Source organism: Dermatophilaceae bacterium Sec6.4 (assembly GCA_039636865.1).
Taxonomy (GTDB): Bacteria; Actinomycetota; Actinomycetes; order Actinomycetales; family Dermatophilaceae; genus Allobranchiibius.
This window is the reverse complement of sequence record CP144172.1, coordinates 2,342,142-2,364,008: the sequence shown is the minus strand read 5'-3', so window position 1 is coordinate 2,364,008 and position 21,867 is coordinate 2,342,142. Positions and strand designations below refer to the sequence as shown.

General features: G+C 65.1%; 21 protein-coding genes. 5 read left to right on the top strand and 16 right to left on the bottom strand.

Annotated features, from left to right (window positions below):
- Positions 1-70: 70 nt before the first annotated feature.
- From V3G39_11260 to V3G39_11250, 3 genes are all read right to left on the bottom strand, one after another.
- A complete protein-coding gene (locus tag V3G39_11260) occupies positions 71-2,269 on the bottom strand; it encodes a tetratricopeptide repeat protein (GenBank protein ID XAS75242.1) in 2,199 nt (732 codons plus the stop codon).
- A gap of 18 nt (positions 2,270-2,287) precedes the next feature.
- Complete coding sequence (fabI, locus tag V3G39_11255) at positions 2,288-3,049, bottom strand: enoyl-ACP reductase FabI (protein XAS75241.1); 762 nt, start codon at positions 3,047-3,049, stop codon at positions 2,288-2,290.
- Positions 3,050-3,121: 72 nt separating this feature from the next.
- On the bottom strand, positions 3,122-3,835 hold the full coding sequence (locus V3G39_11250) for a beta-ketoacyl-ACP reductase (GenBank protein ID XAS75240.1): 714 nt from the start codon (positions 3,833-3,835) through the stop codon (positions 3,122-3,124).
- 159 nt (positions 3,836-3,994) lie between these two features.
- Between V3G39_11250 and V3G39_11245 the strand changes: the two genes are divergently transcribed.
- Positions 3,995-4,300: a DUF3099 domain-containing protein gene (locus V3G39_11245; protein ID XAS75239.1), complete on the top strand. Its 306-nt coding sequence runs from the start codon at positions 3,995-3,997 to the stop codon at positions 4,298-4,300.
- Between the two features lie 275 nt (positions 4,301-4,575).
- On the opposite strand, the gene moaA is transcribed toward V3G39_11245, so the two are convergent.
- Positions 4,576-5,589, bottom strand: a complete 1,014-nt coding sequence (gene moaA, locus V3G39_11240; GenBank protein XAS75238.1) for a GTP 3',8-cyclase MoaA — start codon at positions 5,587-5,589, stop codon at positions 4,576-4,578.
- Positions 5,590-5,622: 33 nt separating this feature from the next.
- Between moaA and V3G39_11235 the strand changes: the two genes are divergently transcribed.
- Complete coding sequence (locus V3G39_11235; GenBank protein ID XAS75237.1) at positions 5,623-6,453, top strand: SURF1 family protein; 831 nt, start codon at positions 5,623-5,625, stop codon at positions 6,451-6,453.
- A gap of 10 nt (positions 6,454-6,463) precedes the next feature.
- Here V3G39_11235 and V3G39_11230 read toward each other — a convergent pair whose 3' ends face one another.
- A complete protein-coding gene (locus V3G39_11230; protein ID XAS78225.1) occupies positions 6,464-8,332 on the bottom strand; it encodes an ABC transporter ATP-binding protein in 1,869 nt (622 codons plus the stop codon).
- Positions 8,333-8,422: 90 nt separating this feature from the next.
- Positions 8,423-10,021 carry an ABC-F family ATP-binding cassette domain-containing protein gene (locus V3G39_11225; protein XAS75236.1) on the bottom strand — a complete coding sequence of 533 codons (1,599 nt, stop codon included), beginning with the start codon at positions 10,019-10,021 and terminating at the stop codon, positions 8,423-8,425.
- A gap of 210 nt (positions 10,022-10,231) precedes the next feature.
- On the opposite strand from V3G39_11225, the gene V3G39_11220 reads away from it, so the two are divergent.
- Together V3G39_11220 and V3G39_11215 are read left to right on the top strand one after the other, a co-directional pair.
- Entirely contained in the window at positions 10,232-11,032 is an 801-nt protein-coding gene (locus V3G39_11220) for an MBL fold metallo-hydrolase (GenBank protein XAS75235.1), read from the top strand.
- Positions 11,029-12,147 carry a hypothetical protein gene (locus V3G39_11215; GenBank protein ID XAS75234.1) on the top strand — a complete coding sequence of 373 codons (1,119 nt, stop codon included), beginning with the start codon at positions 11,029-11,031 and terminating at the stop codon, positions 12,145-12,147. The genes V3G39_11220 and V3G39_11215 overlap by 4 nt, the downstream gene beginning before the upstream one ends.
- Positions 12,148-12,157: 10 nt before the next feature.
- On the opposite strand, the gene V3G39_11210 is transcribed toward V3G39_11215, so the two are convergent.
- Positions 12,158-12,844: a class F sortase gene (locus tag V3G39_11210; protein XAS75233.1), complete on the bottom strand. Its 687-nt coding sequence runs from the start codon at positions 12,842-12,844 to the stop codon at positions 12,158-12,160.
- 20 nt (positions 12,845-12,864) lie between these two features.
- The gene (locus V3G39_11205; GenBank protein XAS75232.1) at positions 12,865-13,632 is read right to left on the bottom strand and encodes a hypothetical protein; all 768 of its coding nucleotides are present in this window, start codon (positions 13,630-13,632) and stop codon (positions 12,865-12,867) included.
- A 228-nt stretch (positions 13,633-13,860) separates the two neighbouring features.
- On the opposite strand from V3G39_11205, the gene V3G39_11200 reads away from it, so the two are divergent.
- A complete protein-coding gene (locus V3G39_11200; GenBank protein XAS75231.1) occupies positions 13,861-14,853 on the top strand; it encodes a hypothetical protein in 993 nt (330 codons plus the stop codon).
- Between the two features lie 241 nt (positions 14,854-15,094).
- On the opposite strand, the gene V3G39_11195 is transcribed toward V3G39_11200, so the two are convergent.
- The 8 genes from V3G39_11195 to V3G39_11160 all read right to left on the bottom strand — a co-directional run bounded on the left by V3G39_11195 (position 15,095) and on the right by V3G39_11160 (position 21,857).
- The gene (locus V3G39_11195) at positions 15,095-15,427 is read right to left on the bottom strand and encodes a metal-sulfur cluster assembly factor (protein XAS75230.1); all 333 of its coding nucleotides are present in this window, start codon (positions 15,425-15,427) and stop codon (positions 15,095-15,097) included.
- Positions 15,424-15,924 carry an SUF system NifU family Fe-S cluster assembly protein gene (locus V3G39_11190; GenBank protein ID XAS75229.1) on the bottom strand — a complete coding sequence of 167 codons (501 nt, stop codon included), beginning with the start codon at positions 15,922-15,924 and terminating at the stop codon, positions 15,424-15,426. The genes V3G39_11195 and V3G39_11190 overlap by 4 nt, the downstream gene beginning before the upstream one ends.
- Positions 15,924-17,219: a SufS family cysteine desulfurase gene (locus V3G39_11185; GenBank protein XAS75228.1), complete on the bottom strand. Its 1,296-nt coding sequence runs from the start codon at positions 17,217-17,219 to the stop codon at positions 15,924-15,926. The genes V3G39_11190 and V3G39_11185 overlap by 1 nt, the downstream gene beginning before the upstream one ends.
- A gap of 5 nt (positions 17,220-17,224) precedes the next feature.
- Positions 17,225-17,986: a Fe-S cluster assembly ATPase SufC gene (sufC, locus tag V3G39_11180; GenBank protein XAS75227.1), complete on the bottom strand. Its 762-nt coding sequence runs from the start codon at positions 17,984-17,986 to the stop codon at positions 17,225-17,227.
- 17 nt (positions 17,987-18,003) lie between these two features.
- Positions 18,004-18,330, bottom strand: a complete 327-nt coding sequence (locus V3G39_11175) for a non-heme iron oxygenase ferredoxin subunit (protein XAS75226.1) — start codon at positions 18,328-18,330, stop codon at positions 18,004-18,006.
- An 8-nt stretch (positions 18,331-18,338) separates the two neighbouring features.
- Positions 18,339-19,526 (bottom strand): Fe-S cluster assembly protein SufD, encoded by a 1,188-nt coding sequence (gene sufD / locus V3G39_11170; protein ID XAS75225.1) that lies wholly within the window; start codon positions 19,524-19,526, stop codon positions 18,339-18,341.
- Positions 19,527-19,590: 64 nt separating this feature from the next.
- Positions 19,591-21,009 carry a Fe-S cluster assembly protein SufB gene (gene sufB, locus V3G39_11165; protein ID XAS75224.1) on the bottom strand — a complete coding sequence of 473 codons (1,419 nt, stop codon included), beginning with the start codon at positions 21,007-21,009 and terminating at the stop codon, positions 19,591-19,593.
- Entirely contained in the window at positions 21,006-21,857 is an 852-nt protein-coding gene (locus V3G39_11160; GenBank protein XAS75223.1) for a transcriptional regulator, read from the bottom strand. The genes sufB and V3G39_11160 overlap by 4 nt, the downstream gene beginning before the upstream one ends.
- Positions 21,858-21,867: the final 10 nt, after the last annotated feature.

The window sequence follows — 21,867 nt, the reverse complement described above, 5'->3', positions numbered from 1 at the left end:
CCCTGCTTCCATCGAGAGGTGGAGATGCCGTCGAAGGGTGGAAATGTACCTGCACCCCTCGGCGGTTTTCCTACCTTTCGATGGCGGCGGTGAAGCGCCTGAGCGCGCCCGCGTACCGGTGCACGTCCGGATCCGCTGCGGACTCGATCAGCAACGCCAGCGCCTCGCGCAGAGCGTCTGCGTCGCGGCCCATGTCATGCAGGGTAAAGGCCCGAAACGCCACGACCGCAGGAGAATCGGGCCAGTCCGCGAGCAACTCGTCGAACACGGCGAGCGATTCCTCGAATCGTCTCAGATGCCGCAGCGTGGAACCCTTCTGAATCATCGCCCGGTGCCGGAAGGGTTCGCGTAGCCGCCCGTCGAGCGCTTCGTCGTAGCGGGTGAGCGCCGCCAACTCCTCACCTGCGGTGTCGTAGGCGCCGGCCAGTTCGTAGATCACCCGGGCGTCGTGCGGATACTGCCGTCTCAGTGCCTCGGCGTCCGCGATCCGACGATTGTCATCACTCAGCTCCCAGAGCGCGTCGATGCGGTCCTGCGCCTCGTGTTGTCCGATCGCCACTGCTGCCTTACGCCGGATCGCTGCAGCATCGTCGATCCGCCCGCCGTGCTCGAGCAACCACCGATGCAGTTGGGCTCGGTCCGCGTGCACCATCTCGGCCAGTACGTCACCGTCGCGGGCGTCCTCGAGCAGGGCGCGTAGGCCATCCAATTCGGTCTCTGAGGAACTGAGCGCACTCACCCCGACGCGCCCCAGACCCTCCCGGAACCGTTCCTCCAAATCCTGCATGGTGCGTCCGCGCAGGTAGTGCTCTTTGTGTTGGATGTGTACGCGATCAGCGGCCAGCCCCGCCATCTCGCCGAGATTGACCAGTATCTCGTCGGTGCGGTCACCCCCGGTACCCAGGCCCAGCAGCACGCGGGAACCTGGCGGTGTCAATCCCCGCGCCACCCTCAGCAGTGCCTCCAGACCGGCCTCGTTGTGAGCCATGTCGATAATGACGCTGGCTTCGCCCACCGCGAGAGGCACCGTGTAGATGTTCATCCGGCCCGCGTTGTGTTCCACATCGGGCCGGAAGGTGCGTAGTCCCTGCACAACGGCTTCCACCGGCAGACCGATGGCCAGCGCGGCCGCCGCCGCAGCGAGAGCATTGGCGATGTTGTGTTCGGACAGCCCGCTCAGCGTCACCGGCACATCGAGCACGGGTAGCAGGCACTGCGGCGAGTCACCGGACGTCAAGACGGTGAGATAGCCGTCCAGCACGGTGATTCCGCGACCGCCTGCACCCAGCGCCTCCCGCAGTGCCGGGGCATCCGGTGACAGCGCGAAACACCACGGCCGGCCACTGGCGGTGGAGTGCATCGCCCACACCCGGGGATCCTCACCGTTCAGCACGACCCAGCCGTTCGGCCTGGTGACACGGGTGATGATCGCCTTGACCTCAGCGAGTTGATCCAGGGTGTCGATGCCGTTGGAGCCGAGGTGGTCCGCGCTGACGTTGGTCACCACGCTGACGTCGTTGTAGGCCGTACCCAGGCCCTTGAGCAACATCCCGCCGCGTGCTGTCTCCAGGACCGCGACCTGAACGCTCTTGTCACTCAGCACCGTGCGCGCGCCCGCAGGGCCGGAGTAGTCCCCGCCCTCCATCAGCTCACCGTCGATCAGGACCCCGTCCGTCGAGCTCCACCCCGTGCGACGCCCGGCGGTCATCGCGAGATGCGCCAACAACCGGGTCGTCGTGGTTTTGCCGTTGGTGCCGGTCACGCAGATCGTAGGAATTTTCGGGCGCAGCGGTCGCAGTGGTTCACCGGTCGCAGCCGAGCGCACGACACCGGCCGCGTGCGCGACTGCCTGTTCGACGTCCTCGCCGTCCAGCAGCCGGGTCAGCAGCGGGCCGAAGACGTCGCCCAGCGCTTCTGCCCGACCGCGGTTCCGCACTACTACAGCGACCACCGCGTGCGAGAGTTCACCACCGGGCCGGGCCCGGACACCGAGCCGGGCAGTTCCCACACCGGCTCCGACCGCACGCACGCACCTCTCGAGCAACCGCAGCACAAAACGCTGCCGCGTCTCGGTATCGGCAAGGCCGGGATCGCCGCGCCGAACTCCGAGACGGACCGCGAGCGCCGCAAGCACCTCGTGCTCAGCCCCGAGATAACCCGGCACCTCAAGGGTGAGCATGACCGCGGGTTTGGTGAAGTACAGATTGGGCCCCTGCAGCACCCGGATGTGAGTGACCGAAGCGTCGGGTCGAGTTGTCACGGTGGGCACGTGCGAAAGCCTAAAGCCCTACTGCCCCATCGCGTGTACGCCACCGTCGACGTGCACGATCTCGCCTGTGGTTGCGGGGAACCAGTCCGACATCAGGGCCACGCAGGCCCGCGCCGCCGGCTCCGCGTCACGGACATCCCAGCCCAGCGGTGCCCGCTTACCCCAGGTGTTCTCGAAGGTCTCGAAGCCGGGGATCGACTTTGCGGCGGTGGTACGGATCGGCCCGGCTGCCACCAGGTTGCAGCGCACTCCCCTGGGGCCGAGGTCGCGCGCGAGGTAACGGTTGGTGGATTCGAACGCGGCCTTCGCGACCCCCATCCAGTCGTAGACCGGCCAGGCGAACTGTGCGTCGAAGGTCAAACCGACCAGTGCCGACCGTTCGCGCATCAGCGGCAACGCGGCGACCGCGAGGGATTTGAGCGAGTACGCCGACGCGTGCAGCGCGACGCTGGCATCCTCCCAGGTGCCGCCCATGAAATCGAACGCGCCCGGTGGCGCGAATCCGATCGAGTGCAGCACCCCGTCAAGCCCGTCCACATGCTCGCTGAGCCGGTCGGAAAGGCTGGCCAGGTCATCGGCGTTGGTGACATCCAGTTCCACGATCTGCGGTGTTGTGGGCAGTCGCCGGGAGATGGTTCGGGTGATCTTCATGGTCCGTCCGAAGGAGGTCAGGACCACCTCTGCACCTTCCTGTTGTGCCAGGCGGGCCACGTGGAATGCGATGGATGAATCCATCAGCACTCCGGTAACCAGCAGTGTCTTACCTTCGAGTAATCCCATGGCGTCCTCTCGATGTTTCGCGGATGGGGCGGTTGTTCCGATCGGCCTGTTGTTCGGATCCCCTGCTGGAGCTCAGTGACCCATTCCGAGGCCACCATCGACCGGGATGACCGCGCCGCTGATGTACGCCGCCTCATCACTCGCGACGAAGCGCACCACCTGTGCAATTTCCTGCGCCTGGGCGAACCGGCCGGCTGGAATGACCCCGAGGTATTCCGCCTGTTGCTTCTGCGGCAGTGCGCGCGTCATGTCGGTCTCGACGAAACCGGGCGCTACGACGTTCGCGGTGATGCCCCGTTTACCCAGCTCCCGGGTGATGGAGCGGGCGAGGCCGACCAGACCGGCCTTCGACGCGGCGTAGTTGGCCTGCCCCGGCGCGCCGTACAGCCCGACCACGCTGGATACGAAAATGATGCGGCCCCGCCGAAGCTTGAGCATTCCTTTGCTTGCGCGCCGCGCGCAACGGAACGCACCCGTCAGGTTGGTATCGAGGACCTGTTGAAAGTCCTCGTCACTCATCCTCATCAGCAGCGTGTCGCGGGTGATGCCCGCGTTCGCCACGACAACTTCGATCGGTCCTCCGAGCAGTTCTTCGGCCTGGGTGAACGCGGCGTCGACCTGTTCGGAACTTGTCACGTCGCAGGCCACTGCATGTGCACCCTCGGGTGCCTCTCCGTTACGGGAGGTCACCACGACGTGATCACCGGCTTGCAGGAACGCCACAGCAATGGCAGCTCCGATGCCGCGGTTGCCACCGGTCACCAGGACGTTGCGGGGTTGGCTCATGGATCTCCCTCATAGATTCGAGAAGCGACGCTATCGGACTACCGCCCGGTAGCGGGCGGTAGTCCGCTGCGGTCGTCCAGCCGATGATCTGCCGGCTACCCGATCGCTCGCAGGGACGGTGCCTACAGGCTTCTCAGGGGCGGCACATACACTATTCACATGGCTTACCGCAAGGAACTACCTCCCGTTGGATCTGCCACCAACCTGCCAGCTTCGGCCAAGGGCGACCAGAGTGACCGGATGCGTAAGTACCTGATATCGATGACTTTCCGTACGGTCTGCTTTGTTCTCGCGGTCGTCTTCACCGGACCACTGCGGTGGATTTTCATCGTGCTCGCCGTGATCCTGCCGTATATCGCAGTGGTCATTGCGAACGCGTCGAACAGCAAGCGGATCGATGTCCTCGGAGTCGTGCGACCCGAAGACCAGATCAAGATTCTGCAGCCGGGCCACCCCACGCCGTAGTGGGATTCCTAGAAAATCTGGGCGATCGTCCGGACGAAAGTCCCGAACGGATCTGCAGCGCGAAGTCCTGTCGCGCGCAGGCTCAATGGGCGGTGCGGTGGAACAATCCAGCCCTGCACACTCCCGAGCGGCGCAAGATCTGGTTGGCCTGCGGTGAACATCGAGAATCGCTCAGCTCATTTCTCACGCTCCGCGGCTTTCTCAAGGATGTCATCCCGGTCGACGACCTCTGAGTCGAGCGCATCTAATCTGAGTCGAGCGCGTCGGACCGCCGGTCAGCCGCCGATGGACGACATCGGTCGATCCGGCTGTACGAAGCCGGGCCCGTCGATTCCGTGACCTGCAGCCTTCGCCCACATCGTTGAACTGATGATGCTCGTCAACTCCTCATCGGTGGCTCCAGCCCTCATCGGCCCGCGTAGATCACCTTCGCTGCGGGCGAACAGACAGTTACGGACCTGCCCGTCGGCAGTCAGCCGAACCCGGTCGCACGCTCCGCAGAACGGCGCACTCACACTGGCGATCAAGCCGACCGTGGCGGGTCCGCCGTCGACCAGGAACTCCTCTGCCGGCGCGCTGCCCCTGGCGTCTGCGGGTAATGCAGTCAGCGTGAAGCGTTCCTCGATCGCGGTATGCAGCTGTGCGCCGGTCATCATCGTGGAGCGGTCCCAGACATGACCTGCGTCCAACGGCATCTGCTCGATGAAGCGCAACTGGTACCCGCGGTCCAGGCACCAGGCGAGCAGATCTGCGGGACTCTCGGCGTCGCTGTGCATAGCCACCGCGTTGACCTTCACCGGTGCCAGGCCCGCATCGGCGGCCGCCTTCAGCCCGCGCTCGACGTCATGGAAGCGGTCTCGGCGTGTCAACTCTTTGAAGCGTTCCGGCGATGCGGAATCCAGCGAGACATTGACGCGATTCAGGCCCGCATCGGCCAGTGGTTGCGCGAGTCGGTCAAGGCCGATCCCGTTGGTGGTCATAGCCATCCGCGGCGCATTCGGCAGTTGCCCGACCCGGCGCACGACGTCGACCAGTGAGCGTCGCAGCATTGGCTCGCCGCCGGTGAAGCGCACCTGGCGCACTCCCAGGCCGACGAAGATCCCCACCAGCCGCACCAATTCGTCGTCCGTCAGCATCTCCGGCTTGGCCATCCAGTCCAGCCCTTCGGCCGGCATGCAGTAGGTACAGCGCAGGTTGCAGCGATCGGTGACAGAGACTCGCAGATCGGCCGCGACCCGGCCGAAGCGGTCACCGAGAGCCGGAAGGTCCGAAGCAGGTGTGCGGGTCATACTGCCCAGAGTACGGCGGGTAGCGTTCAGGGTGTGATTCGCTTGCTACTGACCAGGCGCTGGCTGGCCTGGATCCTGGTGGCACTCGTGTGGGGCATCGGGTGTTTCTTCCTCGGTCGTTGGCAGTGGCACCGTTGGGAATCCAAACACAACTCCCAGCAGGAGGTATCGCAGAATTACAACGCGACACCGCGCGCGCTGTCTTCTGTCGTGCCAGGACGCGCTGCTCCGCTGCCGAAGCTGGCGCAGTGGACTCAGGTCCGGATGACCGGGCACTACCTGCCCGACGCGACGGTCCTGGTCCGCAACCGGCCCGATGCCGGCTACTTCGGCTGGGAGGTGCTGGTGCCCTTCATCCCGGACGATGGGTCGGGGGCGATCTTGGTCGATCGTGGGTGGGTGGCCAACGGGATCAGTGCATCGATCTCGGCGCCCGTGCCGCGGGCTCCTGCCGGTACCACCACCGTGACCGGTTGGTTGCGCCCGACCGAACCCAGCCGACACAAGGCCCGGGTCTCCGGCTCGGTGGACTCGATCAACAGCACCGATGTCACCGCGTTGACCCGGGTAGCCACATACGAGAACACCTACGTGGAGATGCGTAGCGAGCGGACCGCGGCCGGCGCCGTCCCAGCACGACCGGCGCCGCTGGACAAGCCTCATCCCGGTACGAACGCCGGAATCAACCTCAGCTACGCGATCCAGTGGTGGGCCGGGATGGTCGGCGGGATGATGTTCGTCCTGTTCCGGGCGCGCCAGGAACATCGCGATGTGCTGCTGGAGTCGGGTGAACTCTCACCGGAGGACAGGCGTCGGCTCACTAAGCCCAAAAAGGTCCGCATCTGGGACGAGGAAGACGCCTGAGCAGGCTCACTCAGGCAGGACTTGCCGCTTCGGCGAACTGTGTCCGGTACAGCTCGGCGTAGAGACCGTGGGCTGCGAGCAGTTCCGAGTGGCGGCCCTGCTCCACGATGCGACCGGCCTCCACCACCAGAATCTGATCTGCGGCACGCACCGTGGACAGGCGGTGCGCGATGACGATCGAGGTCCGGCCCTGCAGGGCGGTGTCCAGGGCGCGCTGGACGGCTGCCTCGGATTCACTGTCCAGGTGGGCCGTCGCCTCGTCCAGCACGACCACCGAGGGCGCTTTCAGCAGCAGTCGGGCGATCGCCAGCCGCTGCTTCTCCCCGCCGGACAGTCGGTGGCCGCGGTCCCCCACCAGAGTGTCCAGACCGTAGGGCAACCGGTCGACCAGATCTGAGATGTTCGCGGCCCGCAGCGCGTCGTGTAGTTCTTCGTCCGTGGCGTCCGGACGCGCATACCGCAGATTTGCCCCGATGGTGTCGTGGAACATGTGTGCGTCCTGGGTGACCATGCCGACCCGGTCCCGCAGCGATTCGGTGGCGACCTGGGTCAGGTTGTGCCCGCCGATCAGCACCTCCCCGCTCGTCGGGTCGTACAGTCGGCCGACCAGGGCGCTGATCGTGGTCTTGCCCGCGCCCGAGGGCCCGACGATCGCGACCATCTCGCCAGGACGAGCGGTGAACGAGATTCCGTCGAGTACCGCAGCACTGGCGCCGTCGTCACCGGACGTCACCGTCTGCAGGGAGGACAGCGATACGGCTGCCGCGTCAGGGTAGGCGAACCCGACATCCTCGAACCGAACGTCCAACGGTCCGTCCGAAAGTGTGACCGGCTTGTCCGCCTCACGCACCATCGGGTGCAGGTCAAGGATCTCGAAGACCCGCTCGAAGGACACCAGCGCCGCCATGACGTCCACCCGCACGTTGGACAGTTGCGTCAGCGGCAGGTAGAGCCGGGTGAGCAGCGCCGCGAGCGCGAGCAGCGTTCCCACCGTGAGCGCGCCGCGCACGGCCATCACTCCCCCGATGCCGTAGACCATGGCAGTTGCCAGCGACGCCAGCAGCGTCAGGCCGACGAGGAAGACGCTGCGTTGCAGCGCGAGGGCGATGCCGTAGTCACGCACCTTGGCGGCGCGTTCGGCGTACTCGCGGTGCTCGGTGTCCGGGCGACCGAACAACTTGACCAGCAGGGCGCCCGCGACATTGAACCGTTCGGTCATCCGTGCGCCGAGGTCGGCGTTCTCGATCATCTGATTACGGGTCAGGCCCGCCACCCGGCGCCCGACGATGCGGGTGGGTATCAGGAAGAACGGCACCAGGACCAGCGCGGCCAGGGTGAGCTGCCAGGACAGCACCCCCATCGCGATGATGATGACAACCAGACTGACGGCGTTCGAGACGACGTTGGACATCACCGAGGTGAACGCGGTCTGCGCGCCGATCACGTCGGAGTTCAGTCTGGTGACCAGTGCCCCGGTCTGAGCACGGGTGAAGAAAGCGATGGGCTGGCGCAGGACGTGACTGAAGACTTCCCGGCGCAGGTCATAGATCAGGCCCTCCCCGATCGTGGAGGACAACCACCGAGACATGACGCCCAGCGCTGCGTCGAAGACCGAGACGATCGCAGCAGCCACTGCCAGCCAGACGACCAGGGCGGTGTCCTTCTGCAGCACTCCGTTGTCGACGATCTCGCGCAGGATGAGCGGAGTGGCGATCACCGTCAGTGCATCGATGACGACGATCACCATGAACGCGGTCAGCGGCCGACGGAACGGGATCGCGTAGCGCAGCACGCGTTTGGTCGTGCCCGGTTTGAGCGGTGCGTTCTTGATCGACGAATCCTGGGTCAGCGACCTCATCGTCATCCAGTTGCCCTGCATCGCCACGTCTGAGTTACCTTCGCTCGCTCCAACTACTTACGGCTGATCAACGCGTGGTCACCCCGATGTATGCCGACACCGGTGGCGGGGCTAGGCCAGGGTGACCAGGTCCAGGTAGTCCGGACCCCAGTGGTCCTCCACACCGTCGGGCAGCAGCAGGACGCGTTCGGGTTCGAGTGCGGACACCGCGCCCTCGTCGTGGGACACCAGCACGACAGCGCCTTCGTACCCCTTCAACGCACCGAGAATCTCCTCACGCGAGGCAGGATCGAGGTTGTTGGTGGGCTCATCCAGCAGCAGCACATTCGCCGAGGAGACGACCAGCAGCGCCAGCGACAACCTCGTCTTCTCCCCACCGGACAGCACCTTGGTCGGTTTGAGCACGTCCTCGCCGGAGAACAGGAAGGAGCCGAGTACCTTGCGGGTCTCGGTCTCACCGAGGTCCGGGGCTGCGGACTTCATGTTCTCCAGCACCGAGCGTTCCATGTCCAGGTTCTCGTGCTCCTGAGCGTAGTAGCCCAGTTTCAGCCCGTGCCCCGGCTGCACTTCACCGGTGTCCGGATCATCGACCCCGGCCAGAATTCGCAGCAGGGTGGTCTTGCCGGCCCCGTTCAGGCCGAGCACGACGACGCGCGATCCGCGGTCGATTGCCAGGTCGACACCGGTAAAGATCTCCAGCGACCCGTAGGAGCGGGACAGCCCTTCGGCCATCAGCGGGGTCCGCCCGCACGGCGACGGTTTGGGGAAGCGCAGCTTGGCGACCCGGTCCTGTTGGCGTTCGGTCTCCAGCCCCGCAAGTAGTCGTTCGGCCCGCTTGGCCATGTTCTGCGCAGCAGTGGCCTTGGTGGCTTTGGCGCGCATTTTGTCAGCCTGCGCGAAGAGGGTGGAGGCCTTCTTCTCGGCATTCTGCCGCTCGCGTCGACGACGTCGCTCGTCGGTCTCGCGCTGCTGCAGATAGGTCTTCCAACCCATGTTGTACTGATCGAGCTCGGCGCGGTTGGCGTCCAGGTGGAACACCCGCGTCACGACGGTGTCGAGCATCTGGACGTCGTGACTGATGATGATCAGCCCACCCTTGTAGGAACGCAGGTAGTCGCGCAACCAGACGATCGAATCAGCGTCAAGGTGGTTGGTCGGTTCGTCCAAGAGGAGCGTCTCGGCGCCGGAGAACAGGATGCGGGACAGTTCCACGCGTCGGCGTTGACCACCGGAGAGGGTCTGCAGGGGCTGATCGAGCAGTCGCTCCGTCAACGCCAGTGCCGAGGCGATGGAGGCCGCTTCGGATTCGGCCGCATACCCGCCCTGGGCCTGGAATTCGTGGTCCAAGCGGGTGTAGCGACGCATTGCCTTCTCGCTCAGCGCCTCATCATCCGATCCCATGTCCATCTCGGCCTTGCGCAGGTCGCGGACGATGACATCCAGTCCGCGTGCCGACAGAATTCTGTCCCGCGCCAGAACCGACAGATCCCCGGTGCGCGGGTCCTGGGGTAGGTACCCGACTTCACCGGAGCGGGTGACCTGCCCCGCTTCGGGTGCGGCCTGGCCGGCCAGCACCTTTGTCAAAGTGGTCTTTCCGGCACCGTTGCGACCGACCAGCCCCACCCGATCCCCCGGTGCTACCCGGAATGTCGTGTGCTCCAGAAGGGTCCGGGCGCCAGCGCGAATCTCGACGTCATGCGCGGTGAGCACCTGCGAACTCCTCAACGTTGTGGTGAATGGCCGCGCCGGTCGTTACGAGGACCGCGGGCGACCCGATCATCGAAGGCGATGGATCGGGCATGAGCTTCCAGGTTACCGGCGTCGTCGACCGGCGCGTACCACTATGACGTGTGGCGTCGCACTCACTGCGCACCACAACGCAGTGCGCGGCAGCTTCCGCCGGACGGCTACCGTCTCCCCATGCTGAGCGACGCGCAGGACTCGGCCACCCACGTCTCGGCGTCGTTCACCTGGTGGGGCCATTCGACCGTGGGGATCGAGCTGGACGGTGTCCGTATCCTGACCGACCCCGTGCTGGGACGTTGGATCGGCCCGTTGCGGCGCAGCGGTCCGCTGCCGTCAGTCGCCGCGATCTCGGATCTGCACGCGGTCCTCATCTCCCACGGGCATCACGACCATTTGGACCTGCGGTCGCTACGCCGGATCGACCGCGACACCACGATCGTGCTTCCCACCGGTCGCGGGTCCTTGCTACGGGCCGAGGGTTTTCGCAACGTCGTGGAGCTCGCGGTCGGTGACAGCACGACCATCGGCGAGGTGCACTGTTGCGCCGTCCCCGCCCAGCACACCGGGGCCCGGTGGCGTGCCGGGCGGGAGTCGCACGCGCAGGGCTACCTCATCTCCGGTTCGCAGTCCGTGTGGTTCGCGGGCGACACCGGAATGGTCGATGCACTCCTCGAGCTGCGCGGCAAGGTCGATATCGGTCTCGTACCGATCGGCGGATGGGGTTTCACACTCGGCCCCGACCACCTCGACGCAGCCCAGGCAGCGCAGCTGTGCGCCCAGCTGGAGTTGACCCAGGTGCTGCCGATCCACTGGGGGACGTTCGCGATCCCCGGCAGCCGGATGTTCCGCGCTGCGTGGCGCCGGCAGGATCCTGGCCTGTTCGCGACGCTGGTTCAGCCGCCCGTCCACGTACTTGCCGTGACGGCCGGTCAGCGGGTCGATGTGCCGGCCCTCCCGACGGATGGTGCACCGTGAGCTGGGTCTTCCTGTGTGTGGTCACCGCACGGGTGCTGGTGCCGCTGGCGATCCCCAGATATCCGTTGCCCGGAATCCTCGCAGCGTTCTTCGTCGATGCCGTCGATCAGACGGTTTTCCAGACCTTCGGTGGACTGCCGTCCGATTACGAGCAGTACGACAAGGCGCTCGATCTGTACTACCAGGTCATCGCCTACACGTCGATGATGCGTAACTGGAGCGACCCGGCTGCCTTCGCGATCGGGCGGTTCCTCTGGTATTTCCGGCTGGTCGGCACGGTCATGTTCGAGTTGAGCGATGCCGGGTGGTTGCTGTTGATCTTCCCGAACACCTTCGAGTACTTCTTCATGGCGTACGAAGTGGTGCGTACTCGTTGGGATCCGACCCGCATGTCCCGCCGGGCCCTCCTGCTGCTCGCCGCGTCGATCTGGATCTTCGTGAAGCTTCCCCAGGAGTGGTGGATCCATGTCGCGAAGTTGGACTTCACCGATCAGGCGGAAGCGCATGGCTGGATTCTGCCCGTCGTCATCGGCCTGGTCGTGATCGCCGGCGCGACGCTGGCTGCGTGTTGGCATCGACTGCCAGCCCGCGACTGGTCACCCACCGTTGCAGTCGACCGGCACCGCCCGGCGTCGGTCGTCGCCCCGCCGGCTCCCCGATCCGTCCTCGGTATTCCGTTGTGGTCCAGTCTGGCCGAGAAGATCGTGCTCGTCGGCATGATCAGCGTCGTGTTCGCCCGGGTGCTGGGGGCCCGTGCCACCCCCACGCAGATCGTGATTTCTGTTGTCCTGTTCGTGTCGGTGAACGCCGCGGTCAGTCACGTCATCTACTCACGCGGTCACCGCTGGTGGACCGCCACCGCACAGTTCGCGACCCTGGCGGCCATCAACTGCAGCACCGTCGAAGTGATGGTGCTGCTGCGTAGCCGCATCGACGCGTACGCGGATCCGTTCCGGGCGTTCTTCCTGGTGCTGCTGATGAGCCTCCTGATTGCCTTGTTCGATCGCTACCGGGCGATGCGTCAGGCCCGGATAGACGGCGCTGCGAGCGGACAGCGATCCACCGAGGTCCTCCCGCATCCGTTCCACCGACGCCGGCTGCCTACCGGCGGTTGAGTTCACGGCACTATGCCGCCAGGCGGGCGTACAGCACCGTGTTGTCCTCGAAGTGCCCGGTCTGGGCATCGAAGGTGCCTCCGCAGGTGACGAGGCGCAACTCCGGGCCAGCGGTGTTGCCGTAGACCTCGGCCGAGGGGAAGTTCGTCTTTGCGTACTGACCGACCCGGTAGACAGTGAAGACCAACCGTTTCCCCGTGGCGGTCGACACCTCGATGCGAGCCCCTACCTTGACCTTCGCCAGCCGGAAGAAGACTGCGGCTCCGCGTGAACTCGTGGAGTGGCCGACGATGACGGCGGGACCGTCCTGGCCCGGCATCGGCGAACCGGTGTACCAGCCGGCCTGATCGGCATGCGCATCGTCGGGCACCTCGATGCTCTGATCTTCGGCCGTCCCCAACTGCAGCAGGGCGGAGCCTTCATCGGTGCTGGGGATCTGGACCGCGGTGGGCGCCGAGCCGGCCGGCTGCGCTGCCGCGGTGGACTTTGTGGGGGCCGGCGTCGATGTGCCCGTCGGCGACCGGGTCGAACCCGTCGAGGGGGCCGGCACTGTGCTGGAGGTAGCGCTGGGAGGAGGAATTGAGGCCGTGTGCGGCGGGCGATGCAGACCCCACACGACGGCCCAAGCCCCCGCGAGGACCAGACACGCACACAGCACGACAATGGTGATGCGCTGTGCGGGCGTCCGGTCACTCACGAGTCGACGTCAGCTGGCTATCAGACGTTGCTCTGCTTGCGGCGACGCATCAACACCACACCCGCAGCGCCGAGAGCGATTGCTGCAGCACCGCCACCGATCGCAACGGAGTTGGTCGAGTCAGTGGTGCTCGCGTAACCGGTGTTCACGCCGCCCTTGGGCACCGTGTTCATCTGGCTGACATTGAGTACACCGCAGACAGCCGGGTCGGTTGCCTCTTCCGGCAGGGCGGGGTCCAGGTCGGACTTGCCGGCGCCGTCGTACTTGCCGTTCTTGTTGTAGTCGATGCCGTGGCGCACGATCACGCCGTGACCTTCGCGCACCTGTGCCGCGTCATCGGCGGACAGCGTGATGGTGGCCTTGTAGGTCGCGTTCCCGACCGGAAACCGCGTCACTGCCAACGCGCTCTTGGCAGAGGTGTCGCCCGAAGTCGTCAGTGACACCTTCACAGCGCCGTACTGATCTGCCGCATCGGTGGTGCGCAGGTGACCGTCGGTGCCCTTCCCCTTCTGATTGGCGGTCGGGCAGGTGTTCATGCCGCCGATGTGAATGTGCTGCGCGTGCGGCAGGTTCGCGGACATCCCCTGGGAGGTGATCGTGATCTGCAGCTGGTTACCGGTCAGCGACGCCATCACCTTGCCACTGGCCCCGGACTGGTTCAACTGGGTCAGGTTGGCCGTCAAGTTCGTCGTGCCCGAGCTCGCGAACGCTGCGGGAGCGGTAGTCATCGGCAGCGCGATACACGCTGCACCCGCCGCGGCCAGACTGAGCGTTTTCTTCATCGACATGAGAAACCCTTCTGCCACGCCCGACCGCTGCCGAATAGCAACGTGTCATCGGCCGTCAACAAGTCTTGCCGCACCGCGCTACGTCCGACGGATTCGGCCAGGCCGGGGCGCGAAGCGGTCTCTACAGGTGTGTCTACCATGTGTGATTCGTCACGACCTGCCATCCGGATTGGAAACTGTCGTGTTTCGTCCTCCGGTTGGCCACGAGCCCGTGATCTGATGTCGAGCATGACTTCTCCAGTACCGTCCCGTCGCAGCGTGATCGGTGGTGCCCTCGGAGTGGCCGGTATTGCCGCGTGCGGTGGGCCCACCAAGGCCGCGCAGGCAAAAAACCCGGCAGCAACAACACCCGGTGCCTCGCGCGCAGCCACCTCGACCCCCAGCCCCAGCTCCACGTCATCGACCACCTCTGCGCCGCCTCCGCCGCTGGAGCTGCCGGGCGGTGGTCGCACGATCTTCCCGGCCAACCGTCTCTTCGGCTGGTGCGGTGCACCGAACGCTCCTGCGCTCGGACAGCTGGGCATCGGCAATCTTGATACCGAGATGGACAAGATGATCAAGGTGGCTCCGCGGTGGGGCGACGGACGCTCGGTCCTTCCGGTTGCAGAGCTGATCGCAACTGTTGTGCAGGGGTCTCCAGGCCGTGACGGGATGTACAGGGTTCGGATGGACGACTCGGTCATCGACACCTGGTTGAAAGCAGCTCGTAAACGAAAAGCGCTGTTGATCCTCAATATTCAACCTGGCCGCGCCCGCTTCATCGACGAGGCCAAGGCTTACGAGAAGTGGCTGGTCGAGCCCGACGTCGGACTCGCCCTGGACCCCGAGTGGGCCATCGGGCCCGGGCAGATTCCCGGTCGGGTGTTCGGTCATACGACCGGAGCGGTCGTGGACTCGGTGGCGAATTATCTGTCCGGACTGGTCGAAAAACACCGGCTACCGGAGAAGGCTCTCGTTGTTCACGTGCTCCGCCCCGACATCCTGCGCGCCCCCGCTGGGCTGAAGGCACACGATGGGGTCGCCATGGTCAAGTCGGTCGATGGGATCGGCGGTGCGGCGGCCAAGACCGGTACCTATGAGCGTGTCATGAAGGGCACGCCGGAATTCTTCCGCCCGGGCTTCAAACTGTTCTTCTCCGAGGACGCGAAGGCAGGTCCGTTGATGACCCCGAAACAGGTCCTGGCATTGCGTCCGCAACCCGACTACGTCCTGTACGAGTAATCCACCCAGAGCCGGACCAGGCCGGTCGGCGCGCTTGGAGTAAATCTGTCACCGGGGGACGTTCATGCATGCACAAGGTTGGCGACCAGGGTTCGCGCTGACATGACGTGGGGACCGGACGCGGATGCGCGTCCGGTCCCCACCTCAGCCGCCAAAGCTCAGGCATTGGAAAACTCAGGTATTGAACGGTTCAGACGTCGAAGTGACTCAGACGTCGAAGTAACTCAGACGTCGAAGTGATTCAGACGTTGAAGCCGAGCGCGCGCAACTGGTCGCGGCCGTCGTCGGTGATCTTGTCCGGTCCCCACGGCGGCATCCACACCCAGTTGATCCGGTGGCTCGTGGTCAGCGGCTCCAGGGCGGCGCCGATCTGATCCTCGATCACCTCGGTCAGTGGGCAGGCCGCACTGGTCAGCGTCATATCGATAACTGCATTCGATTCGCCATCGACGGTGATCCCGTAGACCAGTCCGAGGTCGACGACGTTGATGCCCAGTTCGGGATCGACGACGTCGCGCAGGGCCTCTTCGACATCGGCGACATTGGGTGTACTGGTCGTGGCTGTGTCCGTCATGGCCTACCTCCGGTTGCATGGGTGATTGATGTGTTCAGTGCCGGTGAATCCAGTATCTCGTGTGCTGAGTCGTCGGGGAGAGACTCCGCGAGGGCTGCGGTGTAGGCAGTCCACGGCAGCAATGCGCACTTGACCCGAGCCGGGTATTTCGACACGCCAGAAAGAGCCACGGAATCACCGATGACGTCCTCGTTGCCGGCAATTGTGCCGCGGCTTGTCAACATTTCCTTGGTCGCTTCGTAGACGTCCATCGAGTGCGCGACGGTGTCGCCGGTGATTTGTTCGGCAAGAATGGACGCTGCCGCGATGGAGATCGAACAGCCGAGCGCGTCGTAGGAAACGTCGACGACGCGGTCGCCCTCCAGCCGCACTCGAAGCGTCACTTCGTCACCGCAGGTGGTGTTGACACGGTGTACCTGTCCGTCGAACGGCTCTCGAAGCCCAGCGTGCACAGGTCGTTTGGAGTGCTCCAAGATCAGCTCCTGATACAAGTCCATCAGGCGGCTCCCGTCTCGAGTCCGAAAATCAGCGGCACCCGGTCCAACGTCGTGGCGAAAGTCGTGATGTCCGCCTCGGTCGTGTACACCGAAAAGCTCACCCTCGTCGACGCCGTGATGCGTTGTGCCCGATGCAGTGGCCATGCGCAGTGGTGTCCGGTGCGCACAGCCACTCCCCCGTCGTCGAGCACCTGCCCGACATCATGTGGGTGCACCCCGTCGACGGTCAAGGCAACGGCGCCGGTGCGCTGGGTGGCGTCCAACGGTCCGAGCACCCGCACCCAGGGCCGCTCCGCGAGGACGTCGAGCACCTGCTGCGTGATGGCCTGGTCGTGATTCCTGACATTCGTCATTCCGAGCCCGGCGAGATAGCCGCAGGCCGCAGCCAGGCCGACAGCCTGGGCGGCAACGGGCACGCCGGCTTCGAAACGTTGTGGTGGCGGGGCGTAGGTCGAGCCTTCCATGGTGACCATCTCGATCATCGAGCCGCCCGTCAGGAAGGGCGGCATTGCCGCCAACAGCTCTGAGCGACCCCAGAGGACCCCGATTCCCAGCGGGCCGAGCATCTTGTGGCCGCTGAACGCAACGAAGTCCACTCCCAGGTCGACGACATCGACGCGTAGGTGCGGCACCGATTGGCACGCATCCAGCACGGTGAGCGCGCCGACGGCGCGTGCCCGTTCGACGAGCAGGTGCACGGGGTTGATCACCCCGGTCACGTTGGACACATGCGTGAACGCGAACACCTTGCACCGATCAGTCAGCACCGAGTCGAGCTGATCCAGATCGAGCTGACCGTCCGCAGTGACCGGAATCCACCGCAGTGTCGCACCGGTGCGACGACACAACTCCTGCCACGGCACGAGATTTGCGTGGTGCTCCATTTCAGTGACCACGACGTCGTCACCGGGACCGATGCGCAACTGCTGCGCAACTGCCGGATCCACCCCGTCGAGCGCACCGGGTGCGCCCGCGTTACTGAATGCGTAGGCGACCAGATTCAGCGACTCCGTGGCGTTCTTCGTGAACACCACCTCGTCGCTGCGCGCACCGATGAAGGCCGCGATCGTCGCCCGGGCGCCCTCGTAGGCATCGGTGGCCTCCTCCGCGATCTGATGGGCACCCCGGTGCACAGCTGAGTTGTGACGCTCATAGAAGTCGCGCTCGGCGTCCAGCACCACGCTCGGCTTTTGCGAGGTGGCACCGGAATCGAGGTAGATCAGTGGTTTGCCGTCGCGGACAGTGCGCGCGAGCAGCGGAAAGTCCGCTCGCACCTGCTGCGCATCGAACGGCATGCCGATCAAACCGATGCGTCGACGAGGAAGCGGTCGTAGCCCTCGTTCTCGAGGCGGTCAGCCAGCTCCGGGCCGCCTTCTTCGGCGACCCTGCCGTTGACGAACACATGGACGTGATCGGGCTTGATGTACTGCAGGATCCGGGTGTAGTGGGTGATCAGCAACACGCCGATGTCACTGTTTTCCTTGGCGCGGTTCACCCCTTCGGAAACGATACGCAACGCATCGACATCCAGGCCGGAGTCGGTCTCGTCAAGGATCGCGATCTTGGGCTGCAGCAGCTCCATCTGCAGGATTTCATGGCGCTTCTTCTCGCCGCCGGAGAAGCCCTCGTTCACGTTGCGCTCGGCAAACTCAGGGTCCATCCGCAGATTTTCCATGGCGCCCTTCACGTCCTTGATCCAGGTACGCAGCTTGGGAGCCTCCCCCGATACGGCCGTCTTTGCCGTCCGCAGGAAGTTGGAGACGCTGACGCCCGGTACTTCCACGGGGTACTGCATCGCGAGGAAAAGGCCGGCGCGGGCGCGTTCGTCCACCTTCATCGCCAGGACATCCTCACCGTCCAGCGTCACCGTTCCGCTGGTGACGTTGTACTTGGGGTGCCCGGCGATGCTGTAGGCAAGCGTCGACTTGCCGGACCCGTTGGGGCCCATGATCGCGTGCGTGGTGCCCGATTCGATGGTGAGGTCGACGCCCTTCAATATCTCCTTGGGGCCGTGCTCCGTGTCGACGGACACGTGCAGGTCGCGAATCTCGAGAGTTGTCATAGGTGTTCGGTGTCCTTCTAGTTGGTAGGGACAGCTACGAGCACGTCGTCGCCGTCGATTTTCACGGGGTAGATATCAATGGGTGCAGTCGCTGGTAGGCAGTCGGGCTGCCCGGTGCGCAGGTCGAAACGTGAACCGTGCAGCCAGCACTCGATCATGCACCCCTCCACTTCGCCTTCGGAGAGTGAGACCTGACCGTGCGAGCAGACGTCATTGACCGCATACACGTCACCGGTTTCGGTGCGAACCACGGCGATCTCGATGTCGTGCACGGTGAACTGGGTCGCGGTCTCGCGGGCGAGATCACCGGCGGCGCAGATGCGGACGAAGTTCTCAGTCGCCATTTCCGCGGTCATTCGCCGGCCTGCCGAAGCTCCTCTTCGATGGCCGCCATGACGGTCTCGATGACCTCGGGCACACCGATCTTGGCCACCACATCAGCGAAGAAACCACGCACCACGAGCCGTCGCGCCTGATCTTCGGGAATGCCACGCGCCTGCAGATAGAACAGCTGCTCATCGTCGAAGCGGCCCGTTGAGGACGCGTGCCCGGCGCCTTCGATCTCGCCGGTCTCGATCTCCAGGTTCGGCACGGAGTCCGCACGCGCCCCGTCGGTCAGTACCAGGTTCCGGTTGAGTTCGTAGGTTTCGATGCCCTCGGCCTCAGCGCGGATCAACACATCACCCACCCACACGGTGTGCGCTGAATCGCCCTGCAGCGCGCCCTTGTAGGTCACCAGCGACTGACAGTGCGGGGTGTTGTGATCCACGAACGACCGGTGTTCCAGGTGCTGACCGGCGTCGGCGAAATAAACGCCGAGAAGCGTTGCCGATCCACCCGGCCCGGCGTACCGGACCCCGGCGTTCATCCGCACGATGCTGCCGCCCAACGACACTGCGATGTGGCGGTAGGAGGCATCACGACCGACGAGCGCGTCGTGCTGAGACAGGTGGTTGGCGTCGTTGTCCCAGCGCTGCAGGCTCACCACGGTCAGGTTCGCACCGTCTCCGACGATGACCTCGACGTTGGCAGTGACATCGGCGGACCCGGTGTGGTCCAGGATCACCATGCCCTTGCTGTGCCGTCCGGCCTCGATCACGATATGGCCGACTGAACGCTTTCCCGCGCCGGTGCCACGAATGCCCAGGCGCTGCGGCTCCGAGTACTCGCGGTCCGCTTCCAGGCGCAGGTGCATGGCCTTGGGGCTGTGGGCGTGCGCCACGACAGCGGCACGATCGCCGGGCACAAGCCCGGTACCGCGTGGGCTTTCACCGATGGCCAGGGGTTCGACCAGGACATCCGCAACGCCGTCCAACGACAGTTCCAGCGCGTCGCTGTCGCCGTCCCGGTCGGCGAAGATGCCGCCCAGGCGATCGACGGGAGTGAAACGCCACTCCTCCTCCCGGCCGTGCGGGATCGGGAAGTCGGCGACGTCGAAGGACGTGACCCGCTCGGCGCGGGACTTGTCCGGTATGACGGCTCCGCTGGCGAGCGCACCGGGGTCGGTGTGCGTCGTTGCGTCGGGGGTGAGCAGGGACATCTGTGGTGGGTGCCTTTCTGTGGTGCGGCAAGGAAGAGGTGCGAGCTGGCTGAGGTGGGGTGGTTCAGCCCACGGCGCCTTCCATCTGCAGTTCGATGAGGCGGTTCAGCTCCAGCGCGTACTCCATCGGCAACTCACGCGCGATCGGCTCGACGAACCCGCGCACGATCATTGCCATCGCTTCGGTCTCGGTCATCCCGCGCGACTGCAGGTAGAAGAGCTGGTCTTCGCTGACCTTGGAGACGGTGGCCTCATGGCCCATCTGGACGTCGTCTTCACGCACATCGACGTAGGGGTAGGTGTCCGAGCGGCTGATCTGATCGACCAGCAGGGCGTCGCAGACGACGCTGGACTTGGACTTCTTGGCGCCTTCGAGGATCTGGACCAACCCGCGGTAGGAGGTACGTCCACCACCACGTGCGACCGACTTGCTGACGATCGAGCTGGAGGTGTTCGGCGCGCAGTGCACCATCTTGGAGCCGGCGTCCTGGTGCTGGCCCTCGCCGGCGAACGCGATCGACAGCGTCTCGCCCTTGGCGTGCTCGCCCATCAGGTAGACGGCCGGGTACTTCATGGTGACCTTGGAGCCTATGTTGCCGTCGATCCACTCCATGGTGGCGCCGGCTTCGCAGGTCGCGCGCTTGGTGACCAGGTTGTACACGTTGTTCGACCAGTTCTGAATCGTCGTGTAGCGGACGCGGGCACCCTTCTTCACGATGATTTCCACGACGGCGGAGTGCAACGAGTCCGACTTGTAGATCGGCGCGGTGCAACCCTCGACGTAATGCACGTAGGAGTCCTCGTCGGCAATGATCAGGGTGCGCTCGAACTGGCCCATGTTCTCGGTGTTGATCCGGAAATAGGCCTGCAGCGGGATGTCGATGTGAACGCCCTTGGGCACATAGATGAACGACCCGCCGGACCAGACCGCAGAGTTCAGTGACGCGAACTTGTTGTCGCCGACCGGGATGACGGTGCCGAAATATTCGCGGAAGAGTTCTTCGTGCTCGCGCAGGCCGGTATCGGTGTCGACGAAGATGACACCCTTTTCCTCCAGGTCCTCACGGATCTGGTGGTAGACGACCTCGGACTCGTACTGCGCCGCCACGCCACCGACGAGGCGCTGCTTCTCGGCTTCGGGGATGCCGAGGCGGTCGTAGGTGTTGCGGATGTCCTCGGGCAGTTCCTCCCAGGTGGTGGCCTGCTTCTCGGTCGACTTCACGAAGTACTTGATGTTCTGGAAGTCGATACCGGTCAGGTCACTACCCCAGGTGGGCATCGGCTTCTTGTCGAACAGTCGCAGGGCCTTCAGACGCAGCTTGAGCATCCACTCCGGCTCGGACTTGCGCCCGGAGATGTCCTCCACGACCTGCGTGGACAGACCACGCTTGGCTGTCGCGCCGGCGGTGTCGCTGTCGGACCAGCCGAACGCGTAGCGGCCGATGTCGGCCAGGCCCGGGTTCAGTTCTTCGATGGTGCTCATCGTTGGTTCCTCTCGCTGGTGCTGCGGGTAGTGGTGGTCGTGCCGGCAACCGCTCGATCGGCCGAACTCGTCGACGTCGATGGACCGGTAGGTATGAAGGTGGTGCAGACGTGTTCGCCGTTGGCCAGCGACGCGAGCCGCTGAACATGCACGCCGAGCAGATCCGAGAACATCTCAGTCTCCGTCTCGCAGAACTGTGCATACTGGCCCGCGGCGTCCTGGACCGGACAGTGCCCTTGGCACAACTGCATGCCGACCTGGGATGTTCCGTCACCCACCGGCCGGGTGCTGGCCGCATACCCCTGTCTGGTGAGTACCTCAGCGAGCGCCGCCACCTTCGCGTCGAGGTCATCGCCGGCAGCCGTGACCGCAGGGGCTGCGATGACCGCAAGATCGGCTGCCCGCTCTGCAGCAAACGCGCGCACCGCTCCCGGGCCGCCGCGACGATCCAGGAAATCGAGCGCCGAGACGGCGAGCTCGTTGTAGGAGCCGCGTAGATGCGTGTGACCGAGACCACTGAGCACGTACGACCGTGCCGGCCGTCCCCGACCGCGGGTGCGATGGGTGGTGGGAGCCGCTTCGGAGATGTAGCGGTGCTGCGACAATCCGTCCAGATGGCGGCGGACAGCCGCCGATGTGAGACCGAGTCTCAGTCCGAGGTCGGCCGCGCTCAGCGGGCCGTGCTCGGATATCTCCTGCAGAACCTTGTCGCGGGTGCTGCCCTGGTCGGTGGCAGGTGACTCATCCAGACCTGACGATGTGCCAGCTGACGGCGCTCCGGCGCTCAGCGCGTCCTCGGGGTCGCACCGCATCGAAGCGGGGGTTCCCGCGTGCTCAGCGATAATCACCACACCAGTG

What these genes read in the sequence shown, in the direction of transcription:
- fabI (XAS75241.1), bottom strand. Translation starts at nt 3,049, where the DNA reads ATGGGATTACTCGAAGGTAAGACACTGCTGGTTACCGGAGTGCTGATG.
- V3G39_11250 (XAS75240.1), bottom strand. Translation starts at nt 3,835, where the DNA reads ATGAGCCAACCCCGCAACGTCCTGGTGACCGGTGGCAACCGCGGCATC.
- V3G39_11245 (XAS75239.1), top strand. Translation starts at nt 3,995, where the DNA reads ATGGCTTACCGCAAGGAACTACCTCCCGTTGGATCTGCCACCAACCTG.
- moaA (XAS75238.1), bottom strand. Translation starts at nt 5,589, where the DNA reads ATGACCCGCACACCTGCTTCGGACCTTCCGGCTCTCGGTGACCGCTTC.
- V3G39_11230 (XAS78225.1), bottom strand. Translation starts at nt 8,332, where the DNA reads ATGCAGGGCAACTGGATGACGATGAGGTCGCTGACCCAGGATTCGTCG.
- V3G39_11220 (XAS75235.1), top strand. Translation starts at nt 10,232, where the DNA reads ATGCTGAGCGACGCGCAGGACTCGGCCACCCACGTCTCGGCGTCGTTC.
- V3G39_11205 (XAS75232.1), bottom strand. Translation starts at nt 13,632, where the DNA reads ATGTCGATGAAGAAAACGCTCAGTCTGGCCGCGGCGGGTGCAGCGTGT.
- V3G39_11200 (XAS75231.1), top strand. Translation starts at nt 13,861, where the DNA reads ATGACTTCTCCAGTACCGTCCCGTCGCAGCGTGATCGGTGGTGCCCTC.
- V3G39_11195 (XAS75230.1), bottom strand. Translation starts at nt 15,427, where the DNA reads ATGACGGACACAGCCACGACCAGTACACCCAATGTCGCCGATGTCGAA.
- V3G39_11190 (XAS75229.1), bottom strand. Translation starts at nt 15,924, where the DNA reads ATGGACTTGTATCAGGAGCTGATCTTGGAGCACTCCAAACGACCTGTG.
- V3G39_11185 (XAS75228.1), bottom strand. Translation starts at nt 17,219, where the DNA reads ATGCCGTTCGATGCGCAGCAGGTGCGAGCGGACTTTCCGCTGCTCGCG.
- sufC (XAS75227.1), bottom strand. Translation starts at nt 17,986, where the DNA reads ATGACAACTCTCGAGATTCGCGACCTGCACGTGTCCGTCGACACGGAG.
- V3G39_11175 (XAS75226.1), bottom strand. Translation starts at nt 18,330, where the DNA reads ATGGCGACTGAGAACTTCGTCCGCATCTGCGCCGCCGGTGATCTCGCC.
- sufD (XAS75225.1), bottom strand. Translation starts at nt 19,526, where the DNA reads ATGTCCCTGCTCACCCCCGACGCAACGACGCACACCGACCCCGGTGCG.
- sufB (XAS75224.1), bottom strand. Translation starts at nt 21,009, where the DNA reads ATGAGCACCATCGAAGAACTGAACCCGGGCCTGGCCGACATCGGCCGC.